Below are 18138 nucleotides of genomic sequence, written 5' to 3'. Positions count from 1 at the left end.
GTATATTATCGCAAGAAGCGAAAGTCAAACATCTAAAAATAACCAATATAAACCCATAATCAAGAGCATACACGCGCTTGATTATGGGTTTTGTCATTTTGCCGTCATTGGTGCCTGCTATAGTTATTGTGCGCAATATCAGGAATGAAACTCACAAAAAAAGCTCCCATCCGATACTCCGGTAGATGAAGACCCGGTGTACGAAATGGGAGCATTGTTATTCATATGGAATGAAAAAAGGTAGCCTCTCTTATTGCAAAATTAGATGAACTTGTTGAGTATCACGCATCACCTATCATGACTTTGAAGCAGAGACCGTTTTAAGCACGGAGGCAAACGGGAAATACTCTTTTGCATTGTTGTAGGCGATGCCCTGTACGATCTGACCAAGCAGCTCCATATCCTGCGGCGCCTCCCCTTGTTCGGCCCATTCACCGATAAGGTTGCAGACCAATCGACGGAAATACTCATGCCGGGTGTAAGAAAGGAAGCTGCGTGAATCGGTCAGCATACCAACAAATCGGCTGAGCAGACCCACATTCGCCAGTGCCTTCATCTGGGCGAGCATGCCGTCCTTCGTATCATTGAACCACCATGCTGAACCAAGCTGGATTTTGCCAGGAATCCCCCCGCCTTGGAAGCTGCCGATTATCGCTGCAAGGACTTCGTTGTCCCTTGGATTTAAGGAATACAGAATCGTTTTGGGCAGTGCTTGCTGCTCATCCAACGCATCAAGTAATCCAATCATTGCTGATGACAGTGGTGTATCATTGACGGCATCGTAACCGGTATCCGGCCCAAGCTTGGCAAACATCCGCGTATTGTTGTTACGGGCTGCATTAATATGGAACTGCATCACCCAGCCCCGCTCTGCGTACAGTTTGCCAAGGAACGTCAGCGTCACAGTCTTATACTTATCCTCTTCCTCACGAGTTACCTTCTGACCTGCAAGTGCCTTCGCAAAAATCTCACCCGCTTCTTCTCGCGTAGCCACACCATAAGGAACATAATCAAGTGCATGGTCAGAGACTCGGCCGCCTACGGAATGGAAGAATTCCACACGGGACTCCAATGCAGCAAGGAAGGATTCATAATCGGAAATCGCTTTGCCCGATGCCTGAGACAGCTTGCCTACCCATTCGGTAAAAGTATCTCGGTTCAATTCGAGTCCTTTATCCGGACGGAAGGATGGCAATACCGCTGTATCGAAACCTTCGATCTCCTGAATCTTCAGATGATACTCCAGCGAATCGGTAGGATCATCGGTTGTGCACACAACAGTGACATTGGATTTGGTAATCAGATCACGTGCACCGAATCCGTCACTGTTCAGTTTGGCATTTACTTTATCCCATATAGCTGGTGCGCTAGTCTCATTCAATACTTCGTATACGCCGAAATATCGCTGTAATTCCAAGTGAGACCAGGCGTACAGCGGATTACCAATCATCATAGGGACCGTTTTGGCGTAAGCCAGGAAACGATCGTAATCGGTCACTCCCTCGCCGCCGGTCACATATTTCTCTTCAATTCCGTTTGCGCGCATGAGCCGCCACTTATAGTGATCACCGTATAACCAGGCTTCTGTAAGGTTGCCAAAGGTTTTGTTCTCGTAGATCTCCTGAGGACTGAGGTGGCAATGATAGTCAATAATCGGCATGTCTTTGGCATAATCCTCATATAACTTGATCGCCGTTTCATTGTGCAGTAGAAATTGTTCATCCAGAAAAGATTTCATTCGCCTCGCACGCTCCCTTTAGGTGAGTTTACGTTCATATGGGTTCACTTCCCATCTTTACGCTACACTGTTTGCCATCAAAGTTCAATATAAAATGATAGCGTTATCAAAAAAGGTTGATTTAGGCATATATTGGGGAACAAGGTATACTGGATTTAACGCAAGGATGCTGATCTGAAGACCACACAAGGAGATGAATTTGAATGAAAATTACTTTTCTCGGCACAGGAGACATGTTCAGCGTGGAGCAGCACCACAATAGTATGTTGGCTGAATTCGAAGACACGCATTTGGTGATTGATTTTCCGGAATCGAATGCCAAAGCACTCAAGGAATATGGATTCCCCATGACCGATATTCACAACGTCTTTATTACCCACCTGCATGAGGATCATATTAACGGTGTACAGATGTTGGGTTATTACGCCCAAATTGTGGGTGACCGCAAACCCCGTCTGTTCATCCACGAACAATTGGTAGACCCGCTCTGGAACATTCTATCCCCCGGCATGCGCTACACAACGGATGGTGAACGGACCATGAGTGATTACTACGATGTCGTTCCCCTGCCAGATGAAGGCACATTCGAGCTGGGCGGTGTGACGTTTGAGACATTTCGAACGCAGCATGTTCCCGGTATGGTCAGCAATGGGCTACTCGCCAAACCTTACTTCTATTACAGTGCAGACAGTACGCTCGACCAGGAACGGGTGGAGCATGTTGCCGCTGATGTGCAGCTAATTTTCCATGAATGTCATATGCATGATCTGGTGATCAAATCTCATACTTCATTGAAGGATCTGGAGCAACTGCCAGCAGAAGTGAGACAGAAAACTGTGTTGATGCATTATCATGACGAGTACGCGGATGCGAACAAACGGGAACAATTCAACCGGGATCATGATCTGCGAATGGTTGGCACACTGGAATCATTTGAACTGGAGTAGGTAAGCGGAGATCCAACACATAGGCAGCGTCTACTCAGGTTCCTTTGCTACGTTTGCCTATGGTGAGAGCGTTAACCCAAGTTAAGCTAACGAATCTGAGAAGCCTTAATCAGTTGAAATCCAAGGTTTCAGTATTCTAACGAATCTCAGACGCGTTAATCTGATGATATTGCTCCAATCGGCGCTAATTCAATCGTTTTTGGCAGTAATAAGGTTACTGAGATTCGTTAGACATCCCATAAGACTAATTCGGTGCATATAAGGCGGGCTGAGTTCGTTAGGAGTTCTGCTGAGTTGGAATTTTAGTCATCCATAGAAAAATGCAAAAACCACCTGAACATAGGAGTCTATCTCTCCTGTTCAGGTGGTTAACGATCTATTTATACACCATTTTCATATCCATCGGTGCATCTTTTCTTTTCTTATATTGCCTGATATATGCCGTTACTCAGCGTCAGCGCAGTCCTCATTCTGTTCAGGAAGGGCCCATACCGAGACGCCTCCACCGCACACATGGAAGGTGGCCCAGCCGTCTTCCTCGATGGTAATCTGATCCTCACAACTGTTCGTCAAGTCCACCCAGACTTCACCAGCACGATGCTCTCCGACGAACATCCTTTTCTCGCCGTCATCGCCGTTGGAGATGACCACCGCACAACCGGAACCTTCGATTTCCTCTACGCCACGACGAACCCAGCCAATCGTATTTGCGTGATCGAAGTAATCTTCCTGTTCTCCATATGCCTTGTTGCAGCGGGCAGACAGCAGAATGTCTAGAATTTCTTTTTTGCCATCCACAGGTTCAGGGCCACCAATGCCATAATAATCGCCGTAAAATACAACCGGATAACCATCACGACGTAATAGCGTCAACGCATAAGCACTCGGCTTAAACCAATCTCCAATCCAAGATTCCAATGCTTCATGGGGTTGGGAGTCATGGTTATCTACGAAGGTTACCGCATGGGTAGGATGGGTCTGAACCAAGGTGTCATCAAAAATTTTGGAGAGATCAAAGTCTCTGCCCGCAAGAGAAGCCTCATGCAACTTGTAGTGAAGAGACACATCGAACAGATCGATCTGATAGTCTACCGTATCGAGAAATTCACGACATGCATCCAGGTTCGAGTTCCAGAATTCACCCACGATGTAGAAGTCCTGACCGCGTTTACGGATCATCTCTGCTGCGAACTCCTTAATGAATTCATGGTTAATATGCTTGATGGCATCCAGCCGGAACCCACCGCACTGAAGGGTATCGATCAGCCATTTTCCCCAATCGATCATCTCGCGCCGCACATCCGGGTGGTTATAATCTATGTTGGCGAACATCAGATAATCGTAGTTGCCAAACTCATCATCGACATTCTGATTCCAGTTCTTGTTCTCACCTGCGATGCGGAATACACCGCTCCGTTCTCCCTTGGCATCATAGTCCGTACCGTTGAAATGTTCGGAGCTCCACTTAAAGGAGGAGTATTGATCACCGCGACCCGGGAATGTGAATTTGGTCCAGCCTTCAATCTCGAATGGTTCAGAAATTTCCTTTGTTCGATCATTGGGATCAACCTCAATCACTTTGAACACTTCCGTCTCATCTGCTCCGGCCTTGTGATTCATGACCAGATCCACATAGACGGCAATTCCGTTCTTCTGGCACTCGGCAATGGCCTCCACCAATTCCTGCTTGGTGCCATATTTGGTCCGTACGGTACCCTTTTGATCAAATTCGCCCAGATCGTACAGATCATATACACCATAACCTGTATCTTCTGCTGACACTGCCTTGGTTACGGGTGGTACCCATACCGAGTCAATGCCTTTGGCTTTCAGTTCCGGGGCCATTTCAGCCAGTCGCTTCCAATGATCTCCGTCTGCAGCCAGGTGCCATTCAAAAAACTGCATCATGGTATGATTTCTCTTCATTATAACCGACCTCCTTGATTGCTTTCGAAGCGGACCGCGGAACGGATAGGGTAATCGCCGTTGTTCGTTCGTTGCTAACCAAGTTATAACCCTTTCACCCTACCCTTCAATCATGTAAAAGGAAGAAAATCGAAAAAAAAGTTAGTTAAACTCCTTGGTTCCGCATTTGCCTGATTCCCATTGGAACTGCTCTGAAGATGCAATATCAGATCCGTTTATAGTCCCGCCACTCCTCGGGCAGCAGGGAACGGTACGGTTCTTGGATAAAACGATCGTCAACCAGCACCAACACGCCCTTGTCTTCTTCCGTTCGAATCAGCCGTCCACCTGCCTGCAGCACCTTATTCATCCCTGGGAAAATATAAGCGTAATTGAATCCGTTGCGTCCTGTACGATCATAATAATCACGTAATACGTTGTTCTCCAAACCAATCTGCGGCAGCCCCGCACCTACCACCACAACGCCATTCAAGCGGTCTCCCGGCAGATCGACACCCTCCGAGAATACACCACCCATAACGGCAAACACCAATCGTGTTCGTTCAGGATTCGGCTGGAATCCATCCAGGAACTGCTCCCGTTCCAGTTCGTTCATGCCCTGCTTCTGTATGACCGTATCCGCTTCGCTTGGAAGCTGTGCATAGGTTTCATAGATCTCGCGCATATAAGGGTAAGACGGGAAGAACACCATCAGATTGCTGCGCGGCCATTCGCTTACCAGCTGTTGCAGCATCTCCGCAATGGGTCGCCGGGATTGCTCCCGGTCTTTATAACGCACAGATAAGGGCATGAGTCTCACATCCAACTGTTCACGCTGAAATGGTGAGGGAATCTGCAATGTATAATCCTCTTCCTCTGCACCCAGCATATCCCGATAATAGCGAAGAGGTGACAAGGTTGCCGAGAAATGAATGAGGGAGCGGAATCCTTTGGCTGTCTGACGAAGCAGTACCGAAGGATCGAGGCAGAATAGCTTCACTCTCACTTCACTTCGAACGCACTCTGCATACGTGATGAAACGTTCATCATACAGCTTGGCAATACGCAGAAAATTCTGTGCCGTAAAGTAAGCATCCAGCAGCAGCTGATCCGTCTCGGCATTGCCCGAACCACCTTCAACAAGACATTGCTCCGCAACCATGACAAAAGGCTCCAACCGTTCAATCAGTTCCTCCGGTGCCTCCTGTTGAATGATCTTCCCTTCTTCTCCACCGTTCTTCCGAAGGGTAATCAGATACTTATCAATGGCCCCGGTGTAGTCAACAATGGCTTTGGCAGCAGGCACACTGCTGCCCAGCGACTGGAACTCCCTTTTCACATCCAGAAACACCGCCTTCTCCAGCTCCGCGGAAAACATCGTTCGGCCACGATCGACTAGATTATGAGCCTCATCCACGAGTAACACCGTCTTGCGCTTCTGTTCTTCCAACATTCTTTTCAGAGAAATACGCGGATCAAAAATATAGTTATAATCGCAGATCACCGCATCGGCTGCATATGCCGCATCCAGGGAAAACTCAAACGGACACACCCGATGTTTGCGCGCATACTGCTCGATGACCGGACGTGTCATCAACGTCTCATGTTCCAGCATGTCCAGCACAGCCCCGTTAATACGGTCATAATATCCTTCGCACATGCCACACTGCCCCGTATCACAAGCTTCTTCTTCCTTAAAACAAATCTTATCCTTCGCGGTCAGACTGATCACATGCATCTTCAATCCTTCCGATTGCATCCGGGCAAAAGCTTCCTCTGCCGCCACCCGTGTCGTTGTCCTCGCAGTCAGATAGAACAATCGGCTCGCTTCGCCTTCGCCAATTGCTTTGACCGTTGGGAACAGCACGGACATGGTTTTACCGATGCCAGTTGGTGCTTTGGCCATCAATCCCTGACCCTCACGAATCGTCTTGTATACGGCACCTGCCAGCTTTCGTTGTCCCTCCCTGTATTTGCGAAAAGGAAACGGCAGCTCTTTCACACTGATATCACGCTCTTCTTCATATGCAGCGATCATCTCTGCATACGGCGCATAACCGGCAATCACTTCTGCCGCAAACTGCTCCAGTTCCTGCCTTTCTGCCATTCGGCGAAATCGCCTTTCTTCATGGTTTACCGAATGCACATACGTCAGCTGTACTTGCATACGTGGTTCATCATGCTGAACGGCGTACATATAGGCATACATCATAGCCTGCGCCCAGTGTACTGGAAGACCCTCTCCCAGATCATCCAGATTGCCCGCAGTCGATTTGATCTCATCCACCGTCAATTGACCCTCCAACCGGATCAGGCCATCACATCTCCCTTCCACCACATAGGTCAGATCCCCATGTTGGATCTCAGTTTCGAGCACAATCTCTTTTAAATCCTCTTCGGTATACTCCTTCTGTACCCTCTGATGAATTCGAGTTCCCTCCTGCATCGAGGCATTGGTCCGGAACCCTGGACGTATGCTGCCACTGCGGTACACATACTCCACCAAAGGTCTAACCGATATCCGAATTGTTGTCATACGATCACCCGTTCTGTTTGTAGTGACTATACTTTATCATGAAAAGACATGCTCAAACCAGTTGATCGGCCGATTGGACTCGCACAATCTCATATGCTATCTTGAAATAGAATGTACTTAATGAGGAGGCAGCTTCTATGTATATCTATTTGGTTCCTTCACCGATTCCGGATGCACTTGCTGCGTACCCGCATCTCACTTTGCGAAGCGAAGAGCATGTGCGTCTGGCGATTGAATCCGCAGAACGCCTGATGAATATCGAGTCTGATGATAAAGTAGCCGCATATGAAGCTTTCGATGCCGCAGGCTCCTGGACTGGCGGTGGTTACGCTGTTCTGAACAATATCCCTGTTACAGAGGATGGTCGTCACGATTTTGAAGAACGATTTAAGAACCGTGCCCGCAAGGTAGAAGATGAGCCTGGTTTTGTCGGTATTCGTGTGCTTCGTCCTCTCAAGGATGATACGTATGTTGTACTTACACTCTGGCAATCCGAAGAACATTTCAAAGGATGGCAGGAATCCCAAGCCTATAGCCACGCTCACCGAAACCGCAGTACAAGCGAAGGGCTGACTGCACAGAAGCCCACCATGTTCCCCAGACCTTCTTACGTCACAACGTACACGATAGAATAACGGAATGGGTCGCATCTGGCTTTTATCGCAGTAACCCATGTCTTTACACACCTCTTCCTGCGTGGAAGAGGTTTTTTGCCGTCCATTGTTGAAGGCTTTCATTTTTGACACAGCCATGCTGAGATAGGATAATACTTGTTAAATGAAACTTCGGAAGGGAAGGCGGTACCTTGTCACGCAGTTCACTCACCCGATTTCTAAGCGGACCTTTTATATTCTTTACCATCATCATGATGATCAAAAGCTCACTGGCCTGGATCGTTATCTTCGATGACATCCCTATCTGGAAACCTCTGCTGACCGAATTGCCGCTCATCTGGATCGGCTTCTGTCTAATTGAGTGGTTTGCTGCCAAGCGGCGGATGTGGATGTATCTTGCCATGAATTTGCTGCTCTCAGGGATTTTCTTTGCAGCCATCATGTACTACAAATATTACGGTGTAATCGTTAACTATCACGCGCTGGCACAGGTGAATCAGGTGACTTCGGTCAAGAGCAGCATGTTCTCTTTGCTTGATCCCTATTATTTGTTTATTTTTGCAGACGTACTGATCATTGGGGGGATACTCGTTCGTCGTCGGATCAAACTCGGGAGTACAGAACGCCCGAATCGCATTCCGCTTGAACGACATGCCAGAAGACGGGTTGCTTCGGTCATTCTGATCTTGTCCATGATCCTGTGCATGCTTAACATTTATCCCAATCGGGCCAGCATGAGTGAGCTTACACAAGCAGAACAGATGGGCATCCTCGGTTACGAGGCATATACCATCCTGGATCGACCTGATGAACTTGTGCCCATTGCTCACATTGATCAGGCTGCCATCCACCAACTGAAGCAAACGACTCAACTTCCTGCGATTGTGGAGCAGGGTGCAGCCAGCGGACGCAACGTGATCATGCTCCAGTTGGAATCTTTTCAGAACTTTCTGATTGGATTAGAGGTGGATGGACAGGAGATCACGCCCAACCTGAATGAATTGGCTAGACAGAGCCTGTATTTTCCGAACTTTTATCAGCAAGTCGGACAAGGAAATACATCAGATGCGGAATTCGTTGTGAATACATCGTTCTACACTCCACCGAACGGGGCAGCAACGACTGTATATGCAGATAAAGCTCTGCCGAGTCTACCCAAGCTAATGGCAGCGAACGGATATCAGACAGCCACCTTCCATACAAATGATGTTCGATTCTGGAATCGGGATCAGTTATACAAGGCACTTGGATTCGACCAGTATTATGATATTGATTATTTCGGCACACAGGATTCTATCGCCTTCTCGGCCTCGGATGAAGTACTATATTCCAAAACACTGGATAAGCTGGAGTCCATGCAGTCTTCGGGCAATCCCTTCTATGCCCATATCATCTCCATGTCAGCCCACCACCCGTACACTTTGCCCGAAAACAAGGTGAAGCTGACGCTGCCTGAGCGTTACAAAGATACGTTGCCCGGTGATTATCTGATATCGCAGCATTATGCAGATCAGGCGGTTGGACAGTTGATTGCAGGACTGAAGGAACGGGGATTATGGGAAAATAGCCTGCTCGTCCTGTATGGGGATCACCTGGGGCTCCCCATCTATTCACTGGATCGGGAAGACAAAGTCGTCATGAAAGAGTTGTATGGTCGGGACTACACATCAGCAGATATGATTAATATTCCGCTCATAATCTCGGCCCCGGGCGTTACCCCGAGTGTGCAACTGGAACAGATCGGAGGTCAGGTGGACATTCTGCCAACGATTGCAGGACTCACCGGCGTATCATTGGAGGACCAATTACACTTCGGACAGGATTTGCTGCGTGAAGGCGGGAATCTTCTACCCGAACGATATTATCTTCCTTCCGGGTCGGTTCTAAACGATGCTTCTCTCTTCATTCCGGCGAAAGGATACGGGGACGGAACGCATTATTCCCTAGCTGATGCGGGTAGACAGGATGCCGGGCAACAGCAGATGGATGTTCCTTTGGAAGAGACGCCGCAGATTTCGACGGACAAGGTACCACCAGCAATAGTTACATCCAATAACAGTGAGGTTTCTTCTTCACGGTTTATAACCAAGGAACAGTATGATCGAGCATTGGATCTTGCACACTTGTCCAATAGTTATTTGAGCCAGTTACTGGATCGAAAGGGCGCGAAATAAAAACGAAACGTTAATGTACAGCTAATAGGCTTCATCTAAAATGAAATGAACTAATCATCTAGGGTATCTTCAACTCAGGTAAGCTATACGGATATCAACATACTGAAAGCAAAGTTTTGAAACCCGTTTTGTGGCTTTATCTTGCCTGTTCTGGCGAATCGGTTGACGTTTTTCTAAGGAACACAGGACGTCTTATTTGACCTATATGTCCTCTTTATACATTTTAAAGAATATCAGACACGTTATTCCTCAAAATCTATCGACAAAAACGCTACAAACGGCTATTTATTGTGGTATAGCGTGTCTCAGGTTCCTTCAATTTCTTCGGATGCTTCAAATCCCTGATTAAGGCGCCTCAGATTCGTTTGAGCTCGCTGCGACATAGTCTTAAAGAAACCGAAAAACCCATTAACAAAACCGATGACGGTCTGATTAATGGGTTTCTATTCGTTTTATTGTGGGCCAGGACGGGACAGGATAGGACACGACAAGCCATCTACGACGGCATCATCAGATCAGCCCCGCTCCCATTTACAACGGCAGTAACGCAACCGACTTGCGAGCAGTCAATTGCTCTACCATGGCAAGCCACTCCTGTGGTTTATTCGGTAGCACCGCATAATACCGATTCAGGAAATCAGCCACCAGGCTGGATGGCAATTCACTGAGCGACTCATCGCCTGGCATGAAGCAAAGATCCAAGCCCCCAACCGCTTCACCATCCCCTTGCCAGGATGGATGAACGTACGGGAAATCCAGACGCTGGTATCCCAGATGAGACAATACTTCGCGGCGTACATATGGGTCCATCGGCTTGATCCCGCCAAACTCGTGATCCTGACTCAGATATGGGTTATAGATTTCGGCAAACATGCCGAACAACTCTTTTCCATTCGCTGCCGCGAGCTTCTGCAGATCACGCTTGCGGTGATTCGCCAGGAAACTGCCGATGCCCAGACCTTCACGCCCAATAATCGTAAAGTCCGTCATGGCTACATTCCAATCCTCGTAATAACGGTACTCTGTCGCGCCAACGACTTGTCCCTCATGCACAGCTACGAACACCCGAATACCTGGATCTTCCAGCGGTTCTTCCCACAGGGGGAAGTCCAGCACTTCTTCCCGCGGGAAGATCTCCTGCATCAGCTTGTGCATCTGGGCAAACAATGGATCGTTAATGGATGTAATACGCGTGAATTCCATGGATAAATGCCTCCTTAATATGAATGTATATTTTTAATCATTCGTGTATATAACTCGTTCAAAATGGGGTTTGATCTGTAATGGTGATCGCTATAATTTTTGCGGCTTGAAAGCTCAAGGAAGCAAATCTTATCGAAACGGATTCCGCCACTCCATCAAGGCAGCATAATTGCAGGACTCCTCATCGTCCAGATAATCTGCGGTCACACCAACTGGCATGCGCCCACAACGAAGCAGGAACGATATCACCGGATCACGTCTTTCTCCCGCTGCCACCTGGTTCAGATATTCCTGCGCAGACAGTTGGTCTGCAACCAGATGATAACCTGGCATTCTACCAGCACCCAGTAACCGGTCTATACCCTGTTCAATGACAAGGTGGTACATCGCCTGCATCATAAGCTGAGCCAGTCCCCACTTGCGGTACTTCGGACGAACACAGAGATCAACAATATACAGCGTGTTGCCATCCGACTGGTGGTTACGAATATAGCCGTCATCCGTTACTTCGGCCCAGGTATGACTCGCCGGATGTGCAGGGTCCCACTGCATCCGCAGCGAAGTCATCGATCCGGCCAATTCTCCATCCAATTCAATGCAGATGGCCCCTTCCGGGTAATGCTGCACATGACTGTTGAGCTGCTCGTGACTCCAGAGCAGCTCTTCCGGATAAGGAGGAGGGAAACTCTCCGCCTGAATGCGAATGAGTTCCTCAAAGTCGGCTGCAATATAATTGCGGACGACTGCCTTTACCCTTTTACCATTCCGCTCCGGGTCGGTGATCAGCATTTCTTTCGTATACATGTTACCGGATCGCCCCTTTCCACTGACAAATGAATTCTGATAAATGTTCCGATGTCCTGTTCGTTTATAAATGGAGTTGCCTACTCCCAATCGGTATACAGATCAGTTCGGCGGTCACGCCAGGTCGTTACCGATCCACGTTCACGCACCTCATATAATAAGTCCAGATCCAGATCGGCGGTCACAATCATATCGTTGTTAATCTCACCCTCGGCCAGAATGCCACGTGGCGGGAATGGGATATCATTCGGCGTAATGATTGCAGCTTGTCCATAGTTGGCACGCATGAAGTCAACCGTCGGCAAGTTACCCACCGTTCCGGTTAACACAACATACACCTGATTCTCCACCGCGCGGGCATGACTCGTATAACGCACACGATAGAATCCGTGACGATCGTCCGTGCAGGAAGGACAGAAGATCACGTCAGCACCTTTGGCTTTGGCCATGCGCACAATTTCGGGGAACTCAATATCGTAACAGGTCAGCATGGCAATACGGCCTTTATCGGTGTCGAACACCTCAAGTCCATCTCCGGGAGCCATGTTCCATTCCTGTACTTCGGTTGGCGTAATGTGAATCTTGTCCTGGCGCACGATGCGACCATCCGGGTAGAACATGTGGGCTGTATTATATAGCTTCCCTTCACGGCGAATGACGTGGGTTCCCCCGATGACGTGCATACCGTACTTGGCAGCAAGTGACGTGAACAGTTGTTCATATTGTTCCGTAAAGTTCGGCAGATCTTCAATGGTCAGTGCATTGCCTTGTTTGTCCCCAATGGACATTAATTGCGTTGTGAAAAATTCCGGGAACAGCACAAATTCAGTTCCGTATTCACTCGCTGTCCGTATGTAATGCTCAGCCTGAGCGGCGAACTGCTCAAACGAGCTGATTGTGTGCAATTGGTATTGTACAGCGGATACCCGCAGTTTCATGTTCGTACACCTCCACCATTATTATGCTTCCATTGTAACAACGATCCGGGGTCAACAAAAGAGTATTTACACTGGGCAATACAATGACAGAACAACCTCCCGATCGCTTCCTTACTCACCCAACATCGACTGTGTGAATCCAATCCACTCTCTCGTGGCAAAAGACAGATAACGGTCCTTCCGCCAGATCATGCCGAGTTGCCATGGAATCACCGGTTCCACCACGGGTATAATGCGCACGCGCATGTGATCCACCTCACGACAGATCGTTTCCGGTAGTAAGGCTACACCCAGATTGGCGGCAACCATCGCGCTGAGCAGATCCCACTGAGAGCTCTCATATACCACACGGGGCTGGAATCCCGCATGCTGACAAGCCACAATAATCCGGTCATGCAAGGCAAAATCCTCCCGAAAGAGTACAAAGGCGTCGTTTTCCAGTTCATGCAGCGCAACCGCTTCTTTCCCCGCAAGTGGATGTGAGGGATGTACGAGCAGGTTTAGCTTCTCTTTGACAAACACAAAATGATCCAACAGCTCATCCACGGTTGGCAGTACGGCAACGCCAATATCCAGAGCACCACTGATCACATCGGCCTCCACTTTTTTGGCACCATCCTCAAATAGCTGAATGGTCACCTGCGGGTAGGCTTTGTGAAATTCACCAATGATCATGGGGAAAAAGCTGGACCCCACCATCGGCGGCAAGCCAATCCGCAAGTGACCTTTCTTCAAGTTCATCAGATCGTCCAATTCGGATGACAGACTGCGGAATGATTTTTCGATCTCAAGCGCCTGCCGGAAAAACACATGGCCTGCATCGGTTAGTTCCACCTTTTTGCCATAACGGTCCAGTAGCGTGATCCCCAATTCCTCTTCAAGACTCTTGACCGTCTTGCTGATGGTCGGCTGGGTGATATACAGAACCTCGGCGGCTTTGGTGAAGCTCTGCTGCCGGGCAACTTCCAGAAAATATTGCAAATGGCGGATATCCATCGGTTGGTTCCCACCTCTCATAGACAAATGGAATAATAAACATTCTTAATATGCATTTTACTCATGAAAGAATGCCATGTAAAATTTATGATATCAAATGATTCATTTTCATAATAACTCAAATGATTACGTTGATTATATAAGGAGGGATTGAAGTGAAAAAATGGGGCCTCGGTATTGCACAGGTTGCGCTCTTAATGGTTTTTTCACTACTTATGGACCTGCTGGCCCGTACTATCCATCTTCCTGTACCGGGTTCGATTCTCGGTATGGTTGTGCTATTCATTCTGCTTCAGACTCGCGTCGTGAAGCTGCGCTGGATTGAAGTTGGAGCTGCATGGCTGCTCGGTGAACTACTATTATTTTTTATCCCGTCAGCCGTTGGCATCATGAACTATATGCCCATGCTGGAGCATGACGGACTGCAGATTTTATTCATCGTACTACTTAGTACTTTCCTGGTCATGTCCTGCACAGGCCTGGTGGCTACACGAATTGCCAAACGAAAGGAGCGTCACACTGGATGATTGGATTTCTCTGCTTGTTGTTAACCGTTGGGATCTATGGGGTAGCCAAACGAATGTATCGTAATCTGCCGAAAGTGTATCTGTCTCCGTTGCTCATTACGCCGCTTCTTGTCGTTGGCATATTGCTCGCAACGGGAACGGATTATACCACGTATAGTAGTGGTGGCAAATGGCTGAGTCTGCTTCTTCAACCGGCCACCGTTGCTTTTGCCGTACCGCTCTACACCTTTTTCCATGTACTCAAAAAACATATTTCCGAGATTGTCTTTAGTGTCATGACCGGATCGGTGGTTGCCGTACTGTCTTCTGCCCTGCTTGCCAAATGGCTGCAATTGGATTCAGGCCTGATCCATAGCTTGATCCCGCGCTCTATCACCACCCCAATTGCCATGAACGTATCCGCTACAATTGGTGGCATTCCCGCAGTGACGGCTGTTTTCGTTATTATGACCGGCCTGCTCGGGGTGATTATGGGACCTTCTATCGTCAAGATGCTGCGCATTGACGGTGAGATTGCACGAGGCACACTGTTTGGAACCGGTGCCCATGGCACAGGAACATCCAAAGCATTTGAACTGAGTTCCCTGACAGGTACCATCTCCAGCATCTCCATGGTGCTCGCTGCATTATTCACTTTAGCCGTTGCACCTATCCTTTCCAAACTTATTTTCCCATAATAGATGGAATTATCCCACTTTTTTGAAATATTATTGTTGTATTAAAGCCCTTTCTTCCTTACAATAAGGACAGGTTTTAATTGTGAATATTGCGGGGGAGATGCGATGAAAAGAACCGGAATGAAGAGATCTCTGGACCGTCTTGGACGAATTGTCCTTCCCAAAGAAATGCGGGATACGATGGAAATCCATATCGGCGATCCGCTTGAGTTTTTCATTGAAGGGAAAGAGTTGATTTTAAGAAAGTACAAATCAACATTATGTATTTTTTGCGGTGATGTAGACACGGAAATGTATTTCAAAGAACAATTCATCTGCCGGACTTGTGCAATTCAATTAAAACACCCGGATGACTCTCCCGACTGGTTCGTACCTCAGAACAAACAGGCTCCTGCACCCGTGGAGCGTCCTGCTACCAAATCCGCCCCTGTCTCATCTCCCGCTAGGGAAGAAGGGACCACAGCTGACAACCAAGAATACCCGGACCTGCGGCCAAAGACGGCACGCATGCTGCAACAGATGAAAGAAATTGTTGAACAGAATCCTGGTTTGGCTCAACAGCAAATTGCGGAAAAGCTTGGCATTAGCCAAGGACGCGTCTCTCAATTAAAAAAGTTACTATAATCAAAATGGCATTTGATCATTTATAGTCAGAAGACCTTCCAATTCAGGAAGTCCCGCTGCAAGAGAACCCGTTGTTTTTCGTGGGTTCTTCTTTTTTATATAAAATCCATTCAACCATAAAAAAGATGACCTATGCTCATCTGCAGCGGCCATCTCATGATATCGTTTCAAATCTTCTATTTATCTCTCACTTATGCCTGAATCGCATCCAACTGGCCTTCTTCTTCCGCTTCCAATCTGCGCATGCCCACAATCAGGACAATAATGTTAGCTACCAACAACACAGCCGGGAATGGAACCGCAGCATATTGTGCATAGATTAGATGACTTCCCACGGCTCCAATTAGAATGAATGTCAGTATGCCAGAAGCCAGGATACGAGTCCGTGGAATCAGCAGCCCGACTGCACTAAGCAATTCGGCAGCGCCGAGCAGATACATGGTCCATGTTGGATAAGAGAAACTCTCGAATGTCTGAATCATCATGTCTGCTCCACTAATTTTATTAAACCCCGTCATGACAAACACACCTGCAAGCACAACCAAAAAAATATAACCCAAAATTTTGTTCATATGTAGATCCTCCTGTGACAAATTATATGTTCCTACTATGTAATGATTATTTTTGCTGTACATTGTAAAAAAAGAATCTATGTAAAAGTTCCCACAGGGTCACTCTGTTTTCAACCGTTCAGCCCAGTTCAATTTTCAAAATAGTACGCGTTCATATTATACGTATTATTTATCACCAACTTACTTTTATGAAGTTAGTATATAATAATAATATAATTTCTTCAAGTAATTTTTCACCGTATGATGTATAATACATACAAAAGGTATGTTACAGTATATTTTGTAGTAACCCTCATTTCATTTACTTGAATGTTCTACCATTCCAAGAGTGGCAGAAACCATGTCCTTTCATATACAACTGCGTAGAAAATGATCTTGAATCGAGGTGAATACGTTGAAACTGAGAAAAGCAAAAGCACCAAGTCCCTGTATGATCACTCAGGCGATAGACATCATAGGCAAGAAATGGGTACTGTTAATCATGTACCAACTGTTGTCCGGACCCAAACGGTTCACGGAGCTTGAAGCAGAGATGGCGATCAGTGGACGACTTTTATCGGAGAGATTGAAGGAAATGGAGACGGAAGGTATCGTAACCCGGCATATGTTTCCGGAGATTCCTCCTCGTGTAGAGTATGAATTAACACCCAAAGGCAGAGCGATTGAACCTGTCATTGATCAGATCTACAGCTGGTCTTCCGACTGGTTGAAACAACAGAAATCCGAGTAATGTGAATTGCCGTTCCATTCATCTCCACTCGACACAAATACGCCTGAATCAGGCTGATCTGCCGATCAGTTTCCGATTCAGGCGTATTTATATTACGTTCAACTTTGATTAATGAGAGAGATGCTTTGAGGGCTGAAGCTTGACAGGCAGACCGGAATCAGCCGATGCCAACGCCGCTGTCGTAATCTCCTGTGTACGGCAGGCATCCGCATAATCGGACAGGATTCGTGAACGATCCCCGGTACGCAGGGCATGAATGAACGCTTCATTCTCACGCTCGTATGGATTAGGTCCTGCCGAAATCTCCAGGCCTGCCATCGCATGTGTTGCGGCACTTGGCAGAAGCAAACGTTCTGGTGTCCAGTCCCACACACCTGCATCCGTGTAGAATTGAAGCCCTGCGCCGCCCTCCCCGTCTGGCAACAGACAGGTATTGGCGATGCTTGCAATCGCTCCACTTTCCAGCTTGAGTGTCACATTCGCCACATCAGCAACGCTGACATGCTCATGTTTCTCATGCATGCTTCGCTGAGCTGCTACAGCATATACCTCCGTAACTTCTCCTGCACAATACCGAAGCAAGTCTACAATATGTGTAGTCTGCTCTACGAATTGTCCTCCAGAACCGTCCTGACGCCGCCACCAGGCAACCCCTGGCATTCCGCCCATCCAGCGGCCAAGAGCCATGCCGACCGTCTGTTCTTTCATCGCTTGTTGCAGTACTTGAGCAGCCTCCTGATAACGGAAATGGTATCCGACAGAGGTTAACAATCCGCTCTTTTGCACCTGATCCAACACCTGACGCGGCACGTCCATTCCGGTGCTCAAAGGTTTCTCCACCAGGAATGGAATACCGCGGCGGATTAATTCGGACTCTATCGATCCGTGAGACATCGGAGGCACACAGATATACACCGCATCCAGCTTCTCACCATCCAGCATATGTTCAAGTTCCCCGTAACCAACAGCATCATAGACAGAGGCCATAGCCTCTGCCTTTTCCAACGTTGTTCCACAGACACTCGCGACACGAACACCTTCCATCCGTGCGAGAATATCCGCGTGCACCTTACTGAACCAGCCTGTTCCAATGATTCCGATCTGTAATGTCATGGATGTAATCCCCTCTCTATGTTACACGCTTACATGTTCC

16 protein-coding genes are annotated in these 18138 nt (G+C 47.8%); 7 read left to right on the top strand and 9 right to left on the bottom strand.

Going from position 1 to position 18138, the window contains the following annotated elements; genetic code table 11:
* Positions 1 to 295 precede the first annotated feature (295 nt).
* Entirely contained in the window at positions 296 to 1738 is a 1443-nt protein-coding gene (gene uxaC / locus AB4111_RS20985) for a glucuronate isomerase (protein ID WP_442033082.1), read from the bottom strand.
* A gap of 203 nt (positions 1739 to 1941) precedes the next feature.
* On the opposite strand from uxaC, the gene AB4111_RS20980 reads away from it, so the two are divergent.
* Entirely contained in the window at positions 1942 to 2685 is a 744-nt protein-coding gene (locus tag AB4111_RS20980) for an MBL fold metallo-hydrolase (protein WP_442033081.1), read from the top strand.
* 444 nt (positions 2686 to 3129) lie between these two features.
* Here AB4111_RS20980 and AB4111_RS20975 read toward each other — a convergent pair whose 3' ends face one another.
* On the bottom strand, positions 3130 to 4611 hold the full coding sequence (locus AB4111_RS20975; RefSeq protein ID WP_442033080.1) for an alpha-amylase: 1482 nt from the start codon (positions 4609 to 4611) through the stop codon (positions 3130 to 3132).
* A 205-nt stretch (positions 4612 to 4816) separates the two neighbouring features.
* Positions 4817 to 7126, bottom strand: coding sequence for a helicase C-terminal domain-containing protein (locus AB4111_RS20970; protein ID WP_442033079.1), 2310 nt, complete (start codon positions 7124 to 7126; stop codon positions 4817 to 4819).
* A gap of 137 nt (positions 7127 to 7263) precedes the next feature.
* Here AB4111_RS20970 and AB4111_RS20965 point away from each other — a divergent pair, with 137 nt between their 5' ends.
* A complete protein-coding gene (locus tag AB4111_RS20965) occupies positions 7264 to 7761 on the top strand; it encodes an antibiotic biosynthesis monooxygenase family protein (RefSeq protein ID WP_301290215.1) in 498 nt (165 codons plus the stop codon).
* Between the two features lie 170 nt (positions 7762 to 7931).
* On the top strand, positions 7932 to 9914 hold the full coding sequence (locus AB4111_RS20960; protein ID WP_442033078.1) for an LTA synthase family protein: 1983 nt from the start codon (positions 7932 to 7934) through the stop codon (positions 9912 to 9914).
* A gap of 531 nt (positions 9915 to 10445) precedes the next feature.
* Here AB4111_RS20960 and AB4111_RS20955 read toward each other — a convergent pair.
* The 4 genes from AB4111_RS20955 to cidR form a co-directional block, all read right to left on the bottom strand.
* The gene (locus AB4111_RS20955; RefSeq protein WP_442033077.1) at positions 10446 to 11117 is read right to left on the bottom strand and encodes a GNAT family N-acetyltransferase; all 672 of its coding nucleotides are present in this window, start codon (positions 11115 to 11117) and stop codon (positions 10446 to 10448) included.
* 129 nt (positions 11118 to 11246) lie between these two features.
* Positions 11247 to 11921 (bottom strand): GNAT family N-acetyltransferase, encoded by a 675-nt coding sequence (locus AB4111_RS20950; protein WP_442033076.1) that lies wholly within the window; start codon positions 11919 to 11921, stop codon positions 11247 to 11249.
* Positions 11922 to 12001: 80 nt separating this feature from the next.
* Positions 12002 to 12859 carry a carbon-nitrogen hydrolase family protein gene (locus AB4111_RS20945; RefSeq protein WP_091035930.1) on the bottom strand — a complete coding sequence of 286 codons (858 nt, stop codon included), beginning with the start codon at positions 12857 to 12859 and terminating at the stop codon, positions 12002 to 12004.
* A 111-nt stretch (positions 12860 to 12970) separates the two neighbouring features.
* Complete coding sequence (gene cidR, locus AB4111_RS20940) at positions 12971 to 13855, bottom strand: cidABC operon transcriptional activator CidR (protein ID WP_074092657.1); 885 nt, start codon at positions 13853 to 13855, stop codon at positions 12971 to 12973.
* Positions 13856 to 14010: 155 nt separating this feature from the next.
* On the opposite strand from cidR, the gene AB4111_RS20935 reads away from it, so the two are divergent.
* From AB4111_RS20935 to AB4111_RS20925, 3 genes are all read left to right on the top strand, one after another.
* Positions 14011 to 14382 (top strand): CidA/LrgA family protein, encoded by a 372-nt coding sequence (locus tag AB4111_RS20935; RefSeq protein WP_442033075.1) that lies wholly within the window; start codon positions 14011 to 14013, stop codon positions 14380 to 14382.
* Complete coding sequence (locus AB4111_RS20930; protein ID WP_442033074.1) at positions 14379 to 15059, top strand: LrgB family protein; 681 nt, start codon at positions 14379 to 14381, stop codon at positions 15057 to 15059. Before AB4111_RS20935 ends, AB4111_RS20930 begins: the two co-directional genes overlap by 4 nt.
* Before the next feature lie 105 nt (positions 15060 to 15164).
* Positions 15165 to 15683, top strand: a complete 519-nt coding sequence (locus AB4111_RS20925; RefSeq protein ID WP_253441641.1) for an AbrB/MazE/SpoVT family DNA-binding domain-containing protein — start codon at positions 15165 to 15167, stop codon at positions 15681 to 15683.
* A 191-nt stretch (positions 15684 to 15874) separates the two neighbouring features.
* Here the strand turns inward: AB4111_RS20925 and AB4111_RS20920 are convergent, their stop codons facing one another.
* Complete coding sequence (locus tag AB4111_RS20920; protein WP_442033073.1) at positions 15875 to 16255, bottom strand: DoxX family protein; 381 nt, start codon at positions 16253 to 16255, stop codon at positions 15875 to 15877.
* A gap of 430 nt (positions 16256 to 16685) precedes the next feature.
* On the opposite strand from AB4111_RS20920, the gene AB4111_RS20915 reads away from it, so the two are divergent.
* Positions 16686 to 16985, top strand: coding sequence for a winged helix-turn-helix transcriptional regulator (locus AB4111_RS20915; RefSeq protein WP_026081419.1), 300 nt, complete (start codon positions 16686 to 16688; stop codon positions 16983 to 16985).
* Positions 16986 to 17093: 108 nt separating this feature from the next.
* Here the strand turns inward: AB4111_RS20915 and AB4111_RS20910 are convergent, their stop codons facing one another.
* Positions 17094 to 18098, bottom strand: coding sequence for a Gfo/Idh/MocA family protein (locus AB4111_RS20910; protein WP_253441643.1), 1005 nt, complete (start codon positions 18096 to 18098; stop codon positions 17094 to 17096).
* Positions 18099 to 18138 lie beyond the last annotated feature (40 nt).

The sequence above is a fragment of the Paenibacillus sp. 2KB_22 genome (genome assembly GCF_052115745.1).
Taxonomy (GTDB): domain Bacteria; phylum Bacillota; class Bacilli; order Paenibacillales; family Paenibacillaceae; genus Paenibacillus.
This window is presented reverse-complemented; position numbering and strand designations above follow the sequence as displayed.

Bases quoted from the DNA above. Each gene is read 5' to 3' on its own strand.
- uxaC (WP_442033082.1), bottom strand. From the start codon at position 1,738: ATGAAATCTTTTCTGGATGAACAATTTCTACTGCACAATGAAACGGCG.
- AB4111_RS20980 (WP_442033081.1), top strand. From the start codon at position 1,942: ATGAAAATTACTTTTCTCGGCACAGGAGACATGTTCAGCGTGGAGCAG.
- AB4111_RS20975 (WP_442033080.1), bottom strand. From the start codon at position 4,611: ATGAAGAGAAATCATACCATGATGCAGTTTTTTGAATGGCACCTGGCT.
- AB4111_RS20970 (WP_442033079.1), bottom strand. From the start codon at position 7,126: ATGACAACAATTCGGATATCGGTTAGACCTTTGGTGGAGTATGTGTAC.
- AB4111_RS20965 (WP_301290215.1), top strand. From the start codon at position 7,264: ATGTATATCTATTTGGTTCCTTCACCGATTCCGGATGCACTTGCTGCG.
- AB4111_RS20955 (WP_442033077.1), bottom strand. From the start codon at position 11,117: ATGGAATTCACGCGTATTACATCCATTAACGATCCATTGTTTGCCCAG.
- AB4111_RS20950 (WP_442033076.1), bottom strand. From the start codon at position 11,921: ATGTATACGAAAGAAATGCTGATCACCGACCCGGAGCGGAATGGTAAA.
- AB4111_RS20945 (WP_091035930.1), bottom strand. From the start codon at position 12,859: ATGAAACTGCGGGTATCCGCTGTACAATACCAATTGCACACAATCAGC.
- cidR (WP_074092657.1), bottom strand. From the start codon at position 13,855: ATGGATATCCGCCATTTGCAATATTTTCTGGAAGTTGCCCGGCAGCAG.
- AB4111_RS20930 (WP_442033074.1), top strand. From the start codon at position 14,379: ATGATTGGATTTCTCTGCTTGTTGTTAACCGTTGGGATCTATGGGGTA.
- AB4111_RS20925 (WP_253441641.1), top strand. From the start codon at position 15,165: ATGAAAAGAACCGGAATGAAGAGATCTCTGGACCGTCTTGGACGAATT.
- AB4111_RS20920 (WP_442033073.1), bottom strand. From the start codon at position 16,255: ATGAACAAAATTTTGGGTTATATTTTTTTGGTTGTGCTTGCAGGTGTG.
- AB4111_RS20915 (WP_026081419.1), top strand. From the start codon at position 16,686: ATGATCACTCAGGCGATAGACATCATAGGCAAGAAATGGGTACTGTTA.
- AB4111_RS20910 (WP_253441643.1), bottom strand. From the start codon at position 18,098: ATGACATTACAGATCGGAATCATTGGAACAGGCTGGTTCAGTAAGGTG.